The 16670-nt window shown below is 39.9% G+C and carries 12 protein-coding genes and 1 pseudogene; 4 read left to right on the top strand and 9 right to left on the bottom strand.

What is annotated here, in order from left to right; all coding sequences use genetic code 11:
• Nucleotides 1-65: 65 nt before the first annotated feature.
• From F0226_RS11310 to F0226_RS11285, 6 genes and pseudogenes are all read right to left on the bottom strand, one after another.
• A complete protein-coding gene (locus F0226_RS11310; RefSeq protein ID WP_171735737.1) occupies nucleotides 66-1130 on the bottom strand; it encodes a hypothetical protein in 1065 nt (354 codons plus the stop codon).
• Between the two features lie 24 nt (nucleotides 1131-1154).
• A complete protein-coding gene (locus F0226_RS11305; RefSeq protein WP_171735736.1) occupies nucleotides 1155-1862 on the bottom strand; it encodes a DUF2971 domain-containing protein in 708 nt (235 codons plus the stop codon).
• Nucleotides 1863-2136: 274 nt separating this feature from the next.
• Nucleotides 2137-2979 carry a hypothetical protein gene (locus F0226_RS11300; RefSeq protein ID WP_171329600.1) on the bottom strand — a complete coding sequence of 281 codons (843 nt, stop codon included), beginning with the start codon at nucleotides 2977-2979 and terminating at the stop codon, nucleotides 2137-2139.
• Nucleotides 2980-3302: 323 nt separating this feature from the next.
• Complete coding sequence (locus tag F0226_RS11295) at nucleotides 3303-3746, bottom strand: hypothetical protein (protein ID WP_171735735.1); 444 nt, start codon at nucleotides 3744-3746, stop codon at nucleotides 3303-3305.
• Between the two features lie 493 nt (nucleotides 3747-4239).
• Nucleotides 4240-4989: pseudogene (locus tag F0226_RS11290) on the bottom strand (IS982 family transposase); the annotation flags it as partial.
• Between the two features lie 41 nt (nucleotides 4990-5030).
• Nucleotides 5031-6854 carry an ABC transporter ATP-binding protein gene (locus tag F0226_RS11285; protein WP_171735734.1) on the bottom strand — a complete coding sequence of 608 codons (1824 nt, stop codon included), beginning with the start codon at nucleotides 6852-6854 and terminating at the stop codon, nucleotides 5031-5033.
• A 336-nt stretch (nucleotides 6855-7190) separates the two neighbouring features.
• Between F0226_RS11285 and F0226_RS11280 the strand changes: the two genes are divergently transcribed.
• The 4 genes from F0226_RS11280 (at nucleotide 7191) to fhuB (ending at nucleotide 13022) form a co-directional block, all read left to right on the top strand.
• Complete coding sequence (locus F0226_RS11280) at nucleotides 7191-9284, top strand: TonB-dependent siderophore receptor (protein WP_171735733.1); 2094 nt, start codon at nucleotides 7191-7193, stop codon at nucleotides 9282-9284.
• A gap of 74 nt (nucleotides 9285-9358) precedes the next feature.
• The gene (locus F0226_RS11275; RefSeq protein ID WP_171735732.1) at nucleotides 9359-10144 is read left to right on the top strand and encodes an ABC transporter ATP-binding protein; all 786 of its coding nucleotides are present in this window, start codon (nucleotides 9359-9361) and stop codon (nucleotides 10142-10144) included.
• Nucleotides 10135-11058 (top strand): iron-siderophore ABC transporter substrate-binding protein, encoded by a 924-nt coding sequence (locus F0226_RS11270; protein WP_171735731.1) that lies wholly within the window; start codon nucleotides 10135-10137, stop codon nucleotides 11056-11058. Before F0226_RS11275 ends, F0226_RS11270 begins: the two co-directional genes overlap by 10 nt.
• A complete protein-coding gene (gene fhuB, locus F0226_RS11265; protein ID WP_171735730.1) occupies nucleotides 11055-13022 on the top strand; it encodes a Fe(3+)-hydroxamate ABC transporter permease FhuB in 1968 nt (655 codons plus the stop codon). The genes F0226_RS11270 and fhuB overlap by 4 nt, the downstream gene beginning before the upstream one ends.
• 554 nt (nucleotides 13023-13576) lie before the next feature.
• Here fhuB and F0226_RS11260 read toward each other — a convergent pair.
• The 3 genes from F0226_RS11260 to F0226_RS11250 form a co-directional block, all read right to left on the bottom strand.
• Nucleotides 13577-14752 carry a response regulator gene (locus tag F0226_RS11260; protein ID WP_102541031.1) on the bottom strand — a complete coding sequence of 392 codons (1176 nt, stop codon included), beginning with the start codon at nucleotides 14750-14752 and terminating at the stop codon, nucleotides 13577-13579.
• Between the two features lie 2 nt (nucleotides 14753-14754).
• Nucleotides 14755-15207, bottom strand: a complete 453-nt coding sequence (locus F0226_RS11255) for a response regulator (RefSeq protein WP_102541032.1) — start codon at nucleotides 15205-15207, stop codon at nucleotides 14755-14757.
• A partial coding sequence (locus F0226_RS11250) for a hypothetical protein (RefSeq protein WP_216606610.1) occupies nucleotides 15197-16670 on the bottom strand: 1474 nt, incomplete at its 5' end. The genes F0226_RS11250 and F0226_RS11255, both read right to left, overlap by 11 nt.

Raw genomic sequence — 16670 nt, 5'->3', positions numbered from 1 at the left:
GCTTTACTTTGTGTACAATATTGATAGTACAGATTTGTCCCCCCATTGACCAACCTTAGTGCTTGTTAGGCAAATGACTTAACACCGTACTTTTCACTATTCTTTTGCATACGTTCAAGCGTTTCGATTTCTGAGTAATATTTATGCCCATTACCCATTTCAATTTCCTTGCAAACAATTAAACGTTCGTATGGCTCTCTAGTTGGTTCTGAAAAGTGGCAAAATATATGGGGAAAACAGTCGTATTCATCACCATCAAAGTTAATAGTAACAATGTTAGAAAATGGAATTTCTCCTATTAGGAAAACCCTCTCATCACCTTTTTCATCTTTTGAGTGATTACGAAATCTATATGTGCCATCATCACATAGAGTGATAGCACCTACCCTCAAAAGAACTTGAACCCCTCTGTGATAAAGTTGTGCCAATTCAACTTTAAACCAAGGTGAAATACCCTCATCTTCAGTCACTTCGGGATAAGACTCAACACGGTCGATATCTCGAATTATAACTTTACGGCGCAATCCCTCATTATTGATACTTTGTACATAGCCACCTAGCTGTTTTCTAAATTCTTCTGAATGTTTTATCTTTTCAACATTATTTTTAAAATCTGGTTTTGTGACTTTTAGTTGTATTGCAAACGGCTTGATAGCATGCACAAGTAGTGTAATTAGATCTCTTTTAATTTGAGGCTTTTCAGAAAGATTACCAGAACTTAAATTGTAAGTGATAGGCCAACGTTTATGCGCTAGATCAAATGGAATTTTGCCTTCAGGTTCGCCAAAAGCGGTATTCATAATATTAATAATCCTACCGCTACCTAGCGCGTGCATAGCATAACCCAACTCAATTAACACATTGGGGTTCGAAAGGGCTCTTTCACGCTCAGAATGACAAACGAATGTTATGTCAGCCAGAAACACTTCACAGCTTTCTATTTTACTAAGAATCGTAGATGCGATATCTGGAGAACCAGTGATTCCCTTTGTGTCATGATCTTCGCGAATAGGCTCATCTAACTCTAGTTCACGATTAATTTTTTTAACCGCAGCCTTGAGACAATCTAGCTGAAAGTGACGATTGAACTTAGCTTCAGTGTCACTTTGCCATGAATAAAAAACTTTCATACTACTTCTCACAAACCTGTTTTTTTAGTATTTTTCAACGGATATTTTGAAACTATTTTCTTTCACCCGCGCTTCATAAATATCAATATTAGGGTTAACTTTTCTAGCAACTTCAATAAAAACATCCTTAAGCTCCGTCGAATGGAATTTTGAACCGAAGACTATTTTTTCCAATGATTCTGGACTGTATTCAATTAGACCAGTGCTATTTGATATAAACCGATACTCACTTTCATACTCAAAACACTTAGGTTTGTTAAAAATAAATGACTTCATCAATCGATTTTTATTGATACTTAAAAAGTCTATTCCAGCAACACGTTCTATCCCCATATGTTCACCAACTAATTGGTCTTCGGAAATAAGCTTTGGGTAACCATACGTAACTTTTTGATGCAGTGTGCAACCACTTTGCGTAAAACTTTGTTTCAACTGTGACTCATTAAACACTAAGCAGATGCCTGAAAGCTGATCTCCGTAATGAGTCCACATTAGTAAGTTTTCCTCGACAGCCCTGTCTTTTCCGTCAGTCGCCATACACAACACCGAGCATTGTTTTAGCTTTTCAGCATTAGGTATGCAGTCACCGCTCACAGGAGTTTCACTAGGTAACAAACCAAACATTATTTCTGTCGCGTCGTTAAACTTATCAAGTGAAGAAAAGTACAGGGAGTGCTTCTTTAATGCTGTAAGTGCATTCAAGTTAGCTGTTTGAAATTTGTACAGTGCCACTTTACCTCCTGTTCTCATAACGGTAATAAGCCGTTTATATTCTAACCATCATGCCGATTTTTGGCTCTTACTTCAATTTATAATCAGTGACTTAGTGAAAGGTAACTAGTATTAAATCGCTAAATGGAGAATAGTTTTACTATTTCGCTAATAGTAAGTATCTTAAGACAACTTTTCTTAGGGCAAACCTACAATTGACAGTATGTGAATGAGTAAAAGCACTAAGCAGTAATGGGGAAAAGTTTGTTTTCGGCGATGAAAAAGGAGTGCTCACCTAAGTGTAAATAGGTCGATAACGATACTTTAATTCATCTGTTGTCGTACCGAATAAAGTGGCACACGCTATAAAATCTAATGGTGGGCAAGAGGATAGGAGTGACTTTGAATCTGCGCTATCGGGCAGCTCGTATCTCAACATTCCACCATACCTTTTACGATTCTGCTCAGTTATGAACTCGTCGCTAACATTAGGGAATGCAATCAAAAAGCAACTTATTTCTACAAGAAGCTGATCTGTAAGAAGTAAGGTTTGTTCTGTAAGGTCAATCAACTTACAGAGCGTTTCTCTACCTAGTACATTAATCACTTGTGAATTATTTAAACCGACTCCCATAAGTCCGTTTAGCTGTGGTTGAAGATTTAGCTTTTCATTGGTTAATAACTTCCACTGCTGTACAGCATTATCGAAATTCCTGAATAACGTATCTATGTACTCTACACGAATCCATTTGTGTTCATCCAAACTCGCCAGTGCAACCTTATCTGCGAGAAAAGATAAGTCTATAGGATTAAATTGAGGAATAACTGGTGAACTTGCCAAAGGTGGTATTGCTAACACCCGTTGTATAGGGTGAGATTGCAATTTTCCATGATAATTACCTTTAATCGCCATTAAAGAGTTGCGCATTTGATTAGCAGACAGCAATGTTTGATTGAGAACTCTAATTTTATGGATGTCTGCTTTTACATCTTCAGCGTAGCGAACCGCATAGAATGATGTTTTTAATCCTATAAAAGCAGAAATTGCCAATGTTCCTATTGGGAAAATATAATCTTTAAATACGTTAGATTTTAGCCCATTGATAGCCTCGACCACCAAATCAACATCACTTGCCAACTTTCAATCTCCATAATTGATTACTTAGAATTAATTGAAACAATACAGGCATGAGAAAAAGTAAGTCAAATCTTTCTTGGTTTGACTGATGTGTTTGTCTGACGAAACACACAAAGGGTCAGAAGTGCTTCAGAGTAATTTTTTGCACCAGGCTCTGGCAAAATTGGGGCGGATTTTGTCCAACAGTTTGTTGGCCAAATCAATCTTATTATGGTTTTCTGGTAACTAAACTTGTCTTGGGGCAGATCTGCGCTTTGGTGATCTACCCAGTAAACACTGAACTGGACAAAAGCTTCAGTATTGTGAGCACAGCACTATTTAGTTTACTTTCGGCATTTGTATGTTCCACTTGCTTGAACGGTTGTTCCTTCTGGTACATTTGTGAAATCAAAATAATTGCTCACTCCATCAGGTTTAACCACAAATGCGAAATCACCTCCAGAGGTACCACCCCAATCCCAACGATGATTTAGCCCAACACGGCGATAGATTGTTCTTTCACCAACACTCGACCCATCATACAAAACAAATCCACGCATATACTTTTGCTCTTCGAGAACGCCAACTTCAACAATGATATTTTTTTCACGTACATAATCTCTGCACTTCCAAGACGTGTACGCTTCATTTGTTCTTTCTCCATCTAATGTCAAGAAGTTAGAATTGTTTTTAGTGGGCGTTGCAGAGTTTGTTACAGAAGAGGTTGATTTGCATCCGAATAAAGTAAGGAGTGCAACAGAAGATAGTATGAGCTTAGTATGTTTCATTGTATTGGGCATTTTTGATGACAGGAACGCTTATTATATTGAGATGAAAGCTCGTAAGCTATAAAAACACTTGAGAATAATGTGTAATTATGTTTCGCAGGATAGTGTAAAACATAAAGTTACGACCCTATAAATAATTCTGTGTAACTGCTTTTGGTTACAAGTATTCAGTAAGTCTGTCTTCGATATTCCCCATAAATATAACGCTAATTAGACGACTAACAGTCACCTTTAACTCTCACGTGATGCCGACTTGTAATGAATTACAAGTCGTATCTTATCAACAATGCAAGGAAGTTAGAATGCTAAGAGGCGCATAATTCCTAGGTGAGCGGAATTCAGATAACTTAATGTAGGGTAAACTCACATTAACAAGATATGAATGAGCACTTACTCTAGATGACTTTGGGGCACTTTCGAGTTAGAAAGTGCCACGAGTCAAAATTAAGGTCTATGAACCCTCTGGACATAAATATGTTAGCAATTTTACTAATTTAACCTGAGAGATGTTTTTCAATTGGTCATTTATGGTCTCGATAATGAAGCGTTTCGACAACATCGCTCTATCCCAAGCAGCAAGTACTTTAGGTTTCATATTCTTTCGATGAGTGGTTATTAGCGTAATGCCGTCATCTTCTAAATCTTCTGTGAGTGCTTTACTGATATAGCCTTTATCAGCGTAGAGCTTGTCGAGTAAACCTTTAGATAGCTCACGAACGGGCTTTCTGTCATCGCTATTTGCTGGCGTGAGTTTAGCTGCAACAATATCACCAAGGTGATTAGTGATGATGTGCAGTTTAAAGCCATAAAACCAGCCCATCGTGCCTTTACCTCTTGCAGCCGTCCCTTTGAATACTTTGATCCTTGGGATACGTAAATTATGACAAACCTTAATGCTGGTAGAATCAATAAACTCAATACCTGTTGGGTCTCTTTTTACATAAGTGAAGAAGGAACTGAGAGGAACAAGCACAGAAGGCATCACTTCAAGAAAACGTGTGTAGCTAAGCAATGCTGGGAATTCACTTTTATGGTATCGGTGGATAATACCAAGATAGAAGTTCTTGAAATCACGCTGGTGTGACATATGAAAAGCAATAATGATGGTCATTATTTCACTTTCAGACATGCGTCCTTTACGGTTCCGCTTACGCTCATCGCTCTCAAGTTGAAGTTTTTGCCACTGAGGTAGAAAAGCCTGACAAAAGTCGTCGACATGACAAAATAGCGAGTCAGCAGATATATTGCTGACTCGGATATACTGTAACGTTAAGAGCGTTTAAATCATCCTAGAAACCCACCTGTTTGATGTTTCCAAAGCTGAGCATAAACGCCTTTTAACTCAAGCAGCTCTTTGTGAGAACCTTGCTCTATGACTTGACCTTGGTCCATTACAATCAGGCGGTCTAGTGCGGCAATCGTAGACAGGCGGTGCGCAATCGCAATGACTGTTTTACCATCCATAAGTACTTCAAGGTTTTCTTGAATCGCCGACTCAACTTCTGAATCTAGAGCCGATGTAGCCTCATCCATAATCAGGATAGGCGCGTTCTTCAATAGAACACGAGCAATTGCGACACGTTGACGTTGGCCACCAGACAGCTTTACACCACGTTCACCCACTTCTACATCGTAAGCTTGGTTGCCGCTTTCATCTTTTAGTTCTTGAATGAAATCGTGAGCATGCGCTTGCTTCGCGGCATCGACCAAATCGTCCATAGATGCATTCGGGTCACCATATAAGATATTCTCTTTAATAGAGCGATGCAGCAGTGAAGTATCTTGGGTGATCATCCCAATATACTGACGCAGAGATTCTTGCTCGACTTGAGATATATCCTGGTCATCAATGCGAATCGTACCGCTGTTCACATCGAAAAAACGCAACAGCAGATTTACTAACGTTGATTTACCAGCACCAGAGCGACCAACGATACCCACTTTTTCACCAGGTTTGATGTTCAAGTCTAGTTTGTTAAATACCGCTTTTTCTTCACTGTAGTTAAAACACACGTTATCGAATTCAATCGCGCCTTGTTTAAGGTCGAGCTGTTTCGCATTCGGGACATCTTTCACCTCAACATCATTCGAGATGGTATTCATACCATCGACAACCGTGCCGATATTTTCAAATAATGAGCTCACTTCCCACATGATCCACTTCGACATGCCTTGAACTCGAAGGGCTATACTGATTCCAACCGCTATCGCCCCTATCGTTACACTGGCGTCTAACCACAACATAATAGAGGTAGCAGCAATTGAAATAAGCAACAGGTAGTTAATTGCGTCCACACTTAATAATAAACATGTCACCATTCGCATCTGACGATAAACGGTTTTCAAGAAGCCTTTCATGCTGCTTTCAGCATAATCTAGTTCACGCTGAGAGTGCGCAAAAAGCTTTACTGTTGAAATATTTGTGTAGGAATCCACAATGCGTCCCGTCATTATAGAACGAGCATCCGCTTGCACTGTCGCGACTTGTTTCATTTTTGGGATAAAGTAAAGTTGAATAAAAATATACAACACTAACCAAATAAGAATCGGCAACATCAAAATTAGGTCAGATTCACCCATCATCCAAATCATTGAGATGAAATAGACAGAAATATAAACCAGTACATCAAGAAGTTTCATCACGGTTTCGCGTACCGCTAATGCACTTTGCATTACCTTTGTAGCGACACGACCCGCAAAATCTCGCTGGAAAAAACCAACAGCCTGCTTAAGTAAATAACGGTGAATTAACCAACGAATCGACATTGGATAATTACCTAACAATGACTGATGCATAATCATCGAATGTAAAAAGCCTAGCATTGGCATAATGATGACCACAAGGATCAGCATATTTTCAATACGGTCACCTTGGTCTTGCCAAAATGTCTCTCTGTCTTGGTTCGCTAGTATATCAACCAACTCCCCGAGGTAGCGCAATAAAGCAACTTCTGAAATAGCGATTAATGCACTTAGAATTGCCATTAATACCAAAGGCACTTCAAAACCTCGGGTATAAAAACGACAAAAACCAAATAAACTTTTTGGTGGTTTTTCGGTCTCGTGAGTTGGAAATGGCTTTGTAAGGTTTTCAAACCAATTAAACATAAGTAGCAATACCTGTCTGCTTCAGTCGGTGACGGGGTCGCTATTATCAAGATTTCCTCGAACTTGTGTAGCTTTTTCTTCAAATCCATCAATAGGCGATAATACATATAAATTTGTAATTAAATAACAAAAAATCGACTCACACTCACCAATCAAGTAAATCCCACCACAATTAAGTGATACATATCACTTAATTATTTTATGAATTACCACTTCAACGTGATCCAGGTCTAATTATGATTATTATCAACTATGTATAATCATAATCAAAATAAGAACCATTATCGCTACCGTTTGCATTAGAAAATGCGCAACCAATCAGTACAGTGGAAAATAATGACCATCCTAAAACCAAAAACGCTTAGCCTTGCTGTTAAGCGAAGCCTAGCAGTGGGCTCAATTCTTTTACTTCCGACTCAATTTGCCTTTGCGACAGACATTTCAACTGAAGAAGTCGAAACGATCACCGTTACTGCTCAGGCATTGAAAATAGAAACCCCTGCAAAAGAAACACCGAAATCTATTTCAATCATATCTGAAGATGAATTACGTGTTCGAGCACCACAAAAACTGGATGAAGCACTGCGCTACACATCAGGTGTAACAGCGCAACCGTATGGTGCTGATAATGACACTGATTGGTTCAAAATTCGTGGTTTTGATGCTGCGACTTATCTAGACGGCAACCGCCTATTTCGAGATGGTTACTACACGTGGTTAGTAGAACCATACGGTCTAGAAAGCGTTGAGGTGATTAAAGGTCCTTCTGCTGTTCTTTATGGTGAGTCTGCACCTGGCGGCTTAGTTAATGCTGTTCAAAAGAAGCCAACTTTCGCACCTCAAGGCGAAGTTAAGATCGAAGTGGGCAACAATCATCATCAAGCGGTCGGATTCGACATTGCTGATGACGCTAACGAAGATGGCCGTGTACGTTACCGTTTAGTCGGTTTAATGAAGAGTGAAGATGGCGAACTAGACGGTACAAGCAATGAACGCTTCTACATTGCGCCAAGCTTTGAAATTGATATTTCTGATCGCACGATACTCACCGTGTTAGCAAGCTACCTTCATGATGATGGTGTTCCAACGAACCCTTTCTTCCCGGCAGCAGGAACATTGATCGACTCTGACTTTGGTAACATTGACCCGTCAACGAACCTTGGTCAACCTGATTATGACAAGTATGAACGCACTCAATTCTCATTGGGCTATTTGCTAGAGCACGAACTTAACGACACGTGGAAGCTTTCTCAAAACCTGAATTATGGTTCTAACGAGCTATACCTTCGCAGCTCTTACGCTTTCTCAAACAACGATCCATCTGTTGAAGAACTTACTCAAGGCATCGTATTCCGTGATGGTAAAAACGAGAGTATCACCTTCGATAACAATGCAGTCGGTAACTGGACCGCTAACAACGCTGAACACACGGTGCTAGTTGGCATGGATCTCCAGTACCACAAAACTGATGGCTTAGAGCAAGACAACTATGCGTTTGGCACCATTAACCCGTCAAACCCAGAATACGGCAACTTCACCCCACTTGACTCTGCAAACAACATCAAGCGTGAGATCTCGAAATCTCAGGCAAGTATGTACTCACAATACCAACTTAAATTACACGATCAATGGATTGGTAACGTAGGCGCTCGCTACGATTGGGTTAAAACCGAGAATACAGGAAAAGGCACAAACGTTGATCAAAGCGAATCTCGCGATGATGGTGAATTATCTTTAAGTGCTGGTGTAATGTACCTTGCAGAAAACGGCTTATCGCCATATGCAAGCTACTCTCAATCGTTTGAAGTAATCAGCACTATCGATGCTTCAACAAACGAGCTGTACAAACCACTTGAAGGTGAACAAGTAGAGGTTGGTGTTAAATACGAGCCTAGCTTTATCGATGGATTTGTTAACGTTGCATGGTTTGATATTTCTCAGAAGAATGCGCTGGTTACAGACCCTTCTACTTGGATAGCAACACAAACAGGTGAAATAACATCAACAGGTGTTGAAATCGATGGTGCAGCTCAGCTTACAGACTCTGTAAAACTGATGGCAAGTTACACCTATACGAAAGCAGAAACTGATGAAACATTTGGTCAAGGTAAACAGCAAGCAGCACTTATCCCTGAGCATCAAGCATCAGCTTGGATTGATTACAGTGCGCAAGAGTTTATCCCGAACCTCAATATCGGTACTGGTGTTCGATACGTTGGCGAATCAAAAGACAACCCTAAAAGCTCAGATCTAACCGTTCCATCTGTGACACTTTGGGACGCATCGGTAACTTATGACATCACTTACCAATGGCAAGCACAGTTAAACGTGAACAATATTCTTAACGAAGAGTATGTGTCTGGTTGTGATTACTGGTGTTACTACGGTCAATCTCGCTCTGTAATGCTAAATGCAAACTACAAGTGGTAACCCGCTCATAGCTCACTAAATATATCTCCCCCTCCTACGAGGGGGATTTTTCGTATCTATAGACAACTAAATTTATGTACCAACTATCTAATATCAAAGTTTGCCGCGGTGGACGTACCATTTTTCAGGTCGACGACTTATCAATTCCAACCAACGAACTCACCATCGTGCTTGGCCATAATGGTTCGGGTAAGTCGACGTTAGTGAATCTGCTTTCGGGTCAGATGACTCCAGACGAAGGCAGCATTGCTCTTAACTCGAACCACCTTAAAGATTACAAAACCAAAGACCTAGCCAAGCAGATTGCTTACCTCCCGCAGAAACTGCCGACTTCGGCGGGTCTAACCGTTTGCGAATTAGTAAAACTGGGGCGATTCCCTTGGCGCGGCGCGCTAGGTCGCTGGAACAGCGAAGACCACACGATTATTGACGCAGCAATGGAACGTACAGGTATGACTCGCTTCGCCGATACGCTAGCAGACCAACTTTCCGGCGGTGAGCGACAACGCGCTTGGGTATCGATGCTACTCGCACAACAATCGCCGATTCTTATTCTTGATGAACCGACTTCTGCATTAGATGTACACCATCAATTCCAATTAATGGAGCTGTTATCTGAGCTAAACAGAACCGAAAATGTTGGCATCATCGTAATTCTTCACGACCTTAACTTAGCACTTCGCTATGCCACACACATTGTCGCGTTGAAGAAAGGTCAAATCAATTTCGAAGGCGCTGCCGATATTTTACTTGATGAACAGCGTCTGTCAGAACTCTATGAATCATCTATCAAGCTGATTGATCACCCAACCCCAGGTGAAACGGCAACCAGTAAGAAGGTAGCTGTTGTATGCGCCTAATTGGTCAATCGTTCCGCCTGTTTTGCATCTTGCTGACCTTATTTATTTCAAGCTTGGCTCATGCTGTAATCACTGTGAATGACGCTACAGGCTCACAACAATTTGAACAAGCTCCAAAAAAGGTCGTTGTGCTGAACTGGGATTTACTGGGACAAGTTATCGCACTAGGTGTAACTCCTGTTGGTGCTCCAGAGCTTGAGAGCTACCGACTATGGGTAGTAAACCCAGAAGCCCCGGCTAGCATTACCGATATTGGTTCGCGTTCAGAGCCAAACCTCGAGCTCATCGCAAGCCTAAAACCGGATGTGATTTTGGCGGCATCGCCACAGCAAGACCTTTTACCTATCCTAAAACAGATTGCACCTGTGGTGTATCTACCGAACTTTACTGAGAATGAAGATGCCGCAGAGAGTGCCATCGCTCATTTCAAAACGATCGCCAAACTACTCGATAGAGAGCCTCAAGCTGAGCAGCAATTGGCTTACATCGAACAGCGTTTTGCTGAATTAAGAGAAAAGCTAGCTCCGCACTATGCTCCCAATTCTGATTTGGTGGTGATGCGTTTTTCTACCCTCAATTCAGTATTCCTTTATTCAGATAACTCATCGACCCAGTACGCTGTGTCTAGGCTAGGTTTTAATAACCCAATTCACGTAGAACCGCGAGCTTGGGGTATCAAGCAAACACGAATCAACACGCTACAAAAGGTTGATGATGGCTATGTGCTTTATGTGTTGCCATTCCCGCAGGAAGAAAAGCTTAAAGATGCTCGTCTATGGCAAGCACTTCCGTTTGTAGAAAAAGGCCACGTTAATTCTGTACGTTCCGTTTGGAACTATGGCGGAGCGATGTCGCTGCTTTATTTAGCAGAAGCCATCACAGACAGTTTGATTGAACTGAAGGAGGCACCATGAACATCAGAACGCTAATGCTTTCTCTTATCGCTGTTTTCGGTTTCGCGCTGTTTAGCTTGCAAATCGATACTTCACTATCGCCTTCTGAACAATTTGGGTTGCTAACCGCGCCGAGTTCAGCGACTAACTTTGCTGAGATCTTCTTTGTTAATTCGCAGTTACCTCGTTTCGCGATGGCCATTTTGGTCGGTGCGATGCTTGGTTTGGTTGGTAGCTTGATGCAGCAACTGACTCAAAATAATCTTACCTCTCCCCTCACTTTGGGCAGCTCTTCTGGTGCGTGGCTGGCACTGGTGATCATGAACGTTTGGTTTGTTGACTACGTCGCTGATTACTCTGCAATTGCTGCCATGGTTGGGGCCCTCGTCGCCTTTGGTTTGATTGTGGCGATTGCTGGCATCAAAAACATGACCGGTCTGCCTCTGGTTGTGTCAGGTATGGTGATTAACATCCTACTTGGCTCCATTGCCGCTGCGATTGTGGTACTAAATTCTCAGTTCGCACAAAACGTATTTATGTGGGGCGCAGGGGATTTAACCCAATACAGTTGGGAGTGGTTTGAGTGGTTACTGCCTAAAACTACCATCGCATTGATTATCCTATTGATCGCACCACGTATACTGACCATTCTTCGCTTAGGTCAAGAAGGTGCAACCGCGCGCGGTTTATCGGTCCTGCCTGCCTTTGGTTTGTTAATGCTGATGGGCATTTGGCTGGTTTCAGCATCCATTACCGCTGTTGGTATCATCAGCTTTATTGGTCTGTTGACACCAAACATCGCGCGAGCATTAGGTGCAAGAACACCAAGGCAAGAGCTGATCTCTAGTGCAATTCTTGGTGCAGGCTTACTGATCCTGACCGACACACTCGCGATGGCACTCACCTTCTGGTCAGGCGAAACCATTCCAAGTGGTGTGACTGCTGCTGCCATTGGTGCGCCTGCTTTGATGTGGTTTAGCCGTAAATCGCTCACCGCACAAGACCAACTCAACCTTTCTATGGGTGATGGCAAAAGTAAGATCTCTCTACCTGTCGTCAGCCTAATTGCTCTGGCTTGTATAGCAGGTATCCTGCTATACATGTTTGGCGCAATGAGCAGTGACGGTTTGGCATTCGCATTACCTGGAGAATATCAATGGCAATTGCGCCTTCCAAGATTGGTTACGGTAATTTCGGTTGGTTTAGCGCTTGCTGTTGCGGGTGTTATTTTACAGCGTTTGGTCTACAACCCACTGGCGAGCCCTGATATCTTAGGAGTTTCATCCGGTGCGACGTTTGCCATCGTCACAACCAGCATTACCGCTGGCAGCGCCTTTGTAGGGTTTGAGTGGAGTGTGGCATTTATTGGCAGTATCACGGTGTTAATCGCGTTACTTCTGCTTGGTAAGAAACACAACTTTAACCCATCGAATTTTATTCTTTCGGGTATTGCACTTACCGCGATGCTAGAAGCGTTTATACAGTTCTCACTTGCGAAAGGAACAGGCGATAGCTACAAAACACTGCTTTGGCTGACTGGCTCTAGCTACCGTGTCACGCAAGATCAAGCACTACTGCTGTTTATCGCAAGTTGGGGGCTAGTAACAGCTGTACTGCTATTATCTCGTTGGTTAACTGTGATTGCCATCGGTCGACAGTTTGCTAATGCACGCGGTCTAAACGCCAACCTAGTTAACGTCGTCGGGCTTTCTTTGGTCGCACTACTCTGTGCCTTCTCAACCGCGACCATGGGGCCGGTTGCCTTTGTTGGCTTAGTTGCGCCACATATGGCGATGATGCTTGGTGCAAAACGAGCGAAATCTCAGATTCTGATTAGTGGGTTGGTCGGTATCACACTCATGATATGGGCAGACTGGTTCGGGCAAGTAATGATTTACCCATTCAATATTGCAGCAGGAACACTGGTCGCAATTATGGGCAGTGGCTACTTCTTACTGTTAATGATGAGAAGTCGTTTTAGTTAAGCAGATAAAAGGTGGCTAGTTTAGCCTCCTTTCCCGTTATATAGGATTAATTCAGATAGACAGCAGATAGAGCATTAATAACTTCATATGACTGTAGTGGATTAGTAAATTTGGCCAAGTAGTTAGATAAGGAAAAGTAAGTCAAATATTGCTTTGGTGAAGTGTGTGTCGGATTAGTTGAAACAAAGAAAGGGGCATAAATAAGCCAGCTCTAGCCTCGTTGACTCGAAGAGCTACTAGCCGAAGAAAGTATCGGTCATGATGGTTTAACCAACATATAAAACAAAAAAGCGAGCCACTTGGGCTCGCTTTTCATTATCTGATTTTCTTAGAATCTATTACAGAAGCTCTACCGACTGTTGAGCAATCACGAATTCTTCATTGGTTGGGGGGGAATTCGTACTGCAAGCAAAATTAGTGAATAATCATTCTTCATGTACTTTAGTAAAAAAAGCCACAAGATTGTGAAATTAATCACGAAAAACTAACCATTAAAAGGCTCGGTTAGATAACTATTGTCATTTAGGCTTACTATTACATGTCAATATACCTATTTAAATAATAAGGTCTCTAGCTAACCATACTATCAAAATTAGATACGCTAACTCCTTTATTTTTCCCAGAGCATGAACAACTTTTTCCAGATTACGAGTAAAGAAACCACTACCCAACCTATCATCAACTAACTCTAACTCTAGTTCATTGGAAAATAGAGGTAGCCAATAATTTTCGATAAAGTTGTTCCCGCCTTCGAAATAATGGCTATGTCCTCCAGAAAAATATCTATTAGAAAACCTTTGATTATTAAGACCGTAAAACCCTACACGCCCAGCCATGCCTGTATTAGGTACAAAACCCTCTGACAATAATAAGACATTGTCGCTATAGCCACAATCATTCACAATCTTCATATTCGTAGACGTAAGAATATTAGAAAAGTCATAGTTAGACCGTAGAACACTCCCAGCTAAAACCAATTTAGCTATTTTATTACAATCAACCCCTTTTTTGATAAGAGATTCTATTGCATTTACAACAATATACGTACCAAAACTATGGCAAAAAATTATAATTTCATCATCATCATTTCCCAAGGTTTTCTCTAGAGCTGATTCAAACTTCCGAACTTCGAGGATACGAAGGAATGGAACAAAGAAAGAGATAACGGTGAAGTAACCATATTTATAATGTTGAAAACCAACAGAATTAATATGAGACTCTACTGTTTTCTTTAAGTCTTGCTGCCATTTACCAAGGGTTCTTATCCCATGTACGGACAAACACGTAACCTTGTTATTTGTAGTGTGCTTAGATATATTTTTAACAGTTTCAAATTTAATCGAATCTAGTATTTTAGCCTTCCAAGCTCTATTCTTATGCGAAGCTTCAATCACCACTTCGCAATACTTATCAAACTCTTCTTTAAAAGAAGAAATGTCGTCAGTATGTGCAGTTATACCAACAATCTTACTTGGCTTTAAAATCTGAGGTCTATTTTTAATTTCACTTAACAATGCTAAGCCAAATTTTGCTGATGGAGTTTCATCTCTCTTTGGCAACACAACATCAAGTATTAAAAAGTCAAAATTAATGTTCCTCATCATTTTCTTTGCCGATTGAGTATTGTGGCACGTGTATATATCTTGAACGTTAATGCCAGCAGATAATGTCAATAATTTATTTATTTCTTCGCATCTGGAAAGATTGTCATCTACAAGTAACACTTTCATTATTATAGCTCTCTCATATGCATTATTAACTCTTCTCGCCAATCACTTGCTGTATTACTATATAGAATAAGACCAAGGCATTCATCTTCATATTGTAATAGTAGTTCATCTTTTAAACCTTCGAAAGAAAGAGAGCTAGTACTATCACTAAAGCTTTTGTATTGTGTAATAAATACAAATTTGGTAGAAATAGCACGTCGTTTAATTTTTCTTGCAAGTTCCCGTCCACCAAAAACCCTAAATGTTCCGCCAAGATCGGAGTCTGTCTTATCAAAAGTTGGTATACTCATATCTAATAATATGAGGTCAAATTTATTACTAGAAATCAACTTCCATGCAGAAGTAAAAGAATAACATTCTGATATTTTACAGTCAGGGAACTCAGTACTAATTAATTCTTTTATTCTAGTTCTTTTATATTCATTATCTTCTACAATTAGAATTTCATTTGGCATACTTTACCTCCACATTGAAACGGTCGCCCACAATACTTGGAGTGATTGTGTAATCGTCAGATACCATCCTCAAGCCATGCAAAGACTTATATAATCCAGAACCACCCTCATTGACCAGTAACTCATGATTATTCATACTAACTAATTGCTTGCTAATAGAACTTAATTTCCCATCCAACAAAGCCTGCTTGGATTTAGTATCAATAGTATTAGTTATATTTATAAGAAAACCTGACAAACCAAATCTTTTTATAGCTACGTCTATTTTACTGTTGCCAAATGAGTGTTTGAGACAGTTATTAAAACAGTTAATAAATGTAAAAACCAAAGCATATAAATGACTTCCTTCAACGAAAAGACTATCCTCGTAATCTATATCAACATTTACATCAATATTGTTAATTTGTTGAAAACATCTTTCAGATAATTTAACTGATTTGTCTATTTCAAATGAATCTATTTCTACATTTTTCCTTAAAGAGAACCACTCACAAACTGTACGGATATCTTCTTTAACTTCAGTGTTTGCTAGCTTAATTTCACTGAACAAATCACTTAATGCCGTCCCGTGTTTGCAGTGATTAATATCTTCAATAAGACTAGAAAACAAACAATCTACATTAAACATGAAATCTTCATTAAGCTTCTTCTTCATTTCCTCTAAACATTTCAACAGTTTAATATTGAATACATCAAAAATTTCATTGATTACCTCATCGACACTTCCTTGTGCATCTAACACTGAACGTACTTTATTGAAATCAATGGTTGTAAAGTCAAACCTAAAAATTCTTTCAGGTTCATCACCATTTAATGATGTTTTCATCCATTGTTCTGCAGATTCAATTAAACTATTAAAGTCATCGCTAAATTTAATCAAAACACCGTCTACTTCATCAAGTATACTACTATTTACTATCTTGTAATATTTCTTCCAATAATCATTCGATTTATAATTCCCACTCTCATCCAGCTCAGTTATCAGCTGTCGTTTTTGAAGATTAGAGCACATTAAGTTACTGAAGAAACCGTGTCTTATTTCTGAACTCAAGTTCTTGTCTAGACCTATTTCTTTATTATCCATATACTCAACTAATAACATTTTGAACAATCGAGTTAGAGTTTCATTTTTGTTACCTTTCAGTATTGTCATGTCCTCAAGTGTAACAAGATCCTCATGATTATCTCCATTATGAGAGTGGTACTTTAAAACCAAAGATTCGATATCGCTTCGTCTTTTATCTATAATAAAACGAGTATCGACATATATTTTTGAGTCATTAAATTTAGCAGCTTCACTTTCTATTATAATATCATCGACAATTGACTTACATTCCATATCAATATCTGATTGATTAACATAATTATGAGAAACCAACTTATTCAAAATATTAATTCGTTCAATCTTGAGGTCATTATCATCATCAAAACTTCCTAAATAATCCATAACATCTATTTTAGAA

It is taken from the genome of Vibrio sp. 99-70-13A1, from assembly GCF_013114625.1.
GTDB lineage: Bacteria > Pseudomonadota > Gammaproteobacteria > Enterobacterales > Vibrionaceae > Vibrio.
This window is presented reverse-complemented; position numbering and strand designations above follow the sequence as displayed.

Excerpts from the sequence above, each read along its gene's own strand:
- F0226_RS11310 (WP_171735737.1), bottom strand. The coding sequence starts at position 1,130 with ATGAAAGTTTTTTATTCATGGCAAAGTGACACTGAAGCTAAGTTCAAT.
- F0226_RS11295 (WP_171735735.1), bottom strand. The coding sequence starts at position 3,746 with ATGAAACATACTAAGCTCATACTATCTTCTGTTGCACTCCTTACTTTA.
- F0226_RS11285 (WP_171735734.1), bottom strand. The coding sequence starts at position 6,854 with ATGTTTAATTGGTTTGAAAACCTTACAAAGCCATTTCCAACTCACGAG.
- F0226_RS11280 (WP_171735733.1), top strand. The coding sequence starts at position 7,191 with ATGACCATCCTAAAACCAAAAACGCTTAGCCTTGCTGTTAAGCGAAGC.
- F0226_RS11275 (WP_171735732.1), top strand. The coding sequence starts at position 9,359 with ATGTACCAACTATCTAATATCAAAGTTTGCCGCGGTGGACGTACCATT.
- F0226_RS11270 (WP_171735731.1), top strand. The coding sequence starts at position 10,135 with ATGCGCCTAATTGGTCAATCGTTCCGCCTGTTTTGCATCTTGCTGACC.
- fhuB (WP_171735730.1), top strand. The coding sequence starts at position 11,055 with ATGAACATCAGAACGCTAATGCTTTCTCTTATCGCTGTTTTCGGTTTC.
- F0226_RS11260 (WP_102541031.1), bottom strand. The coding sequence starts at position 14,752 with ATGAAAGTGTTACTTGTAGATGACAATCTTTCCAGATGCGAAGAAATA.
- F0226_RS11255 (WP_102541032.1), bottom strand. The coding sequence starts at position 15,207 with ATGCCAAATGAAATTCTAATTGTAGAAGATAATGAATATAAAAGAACT.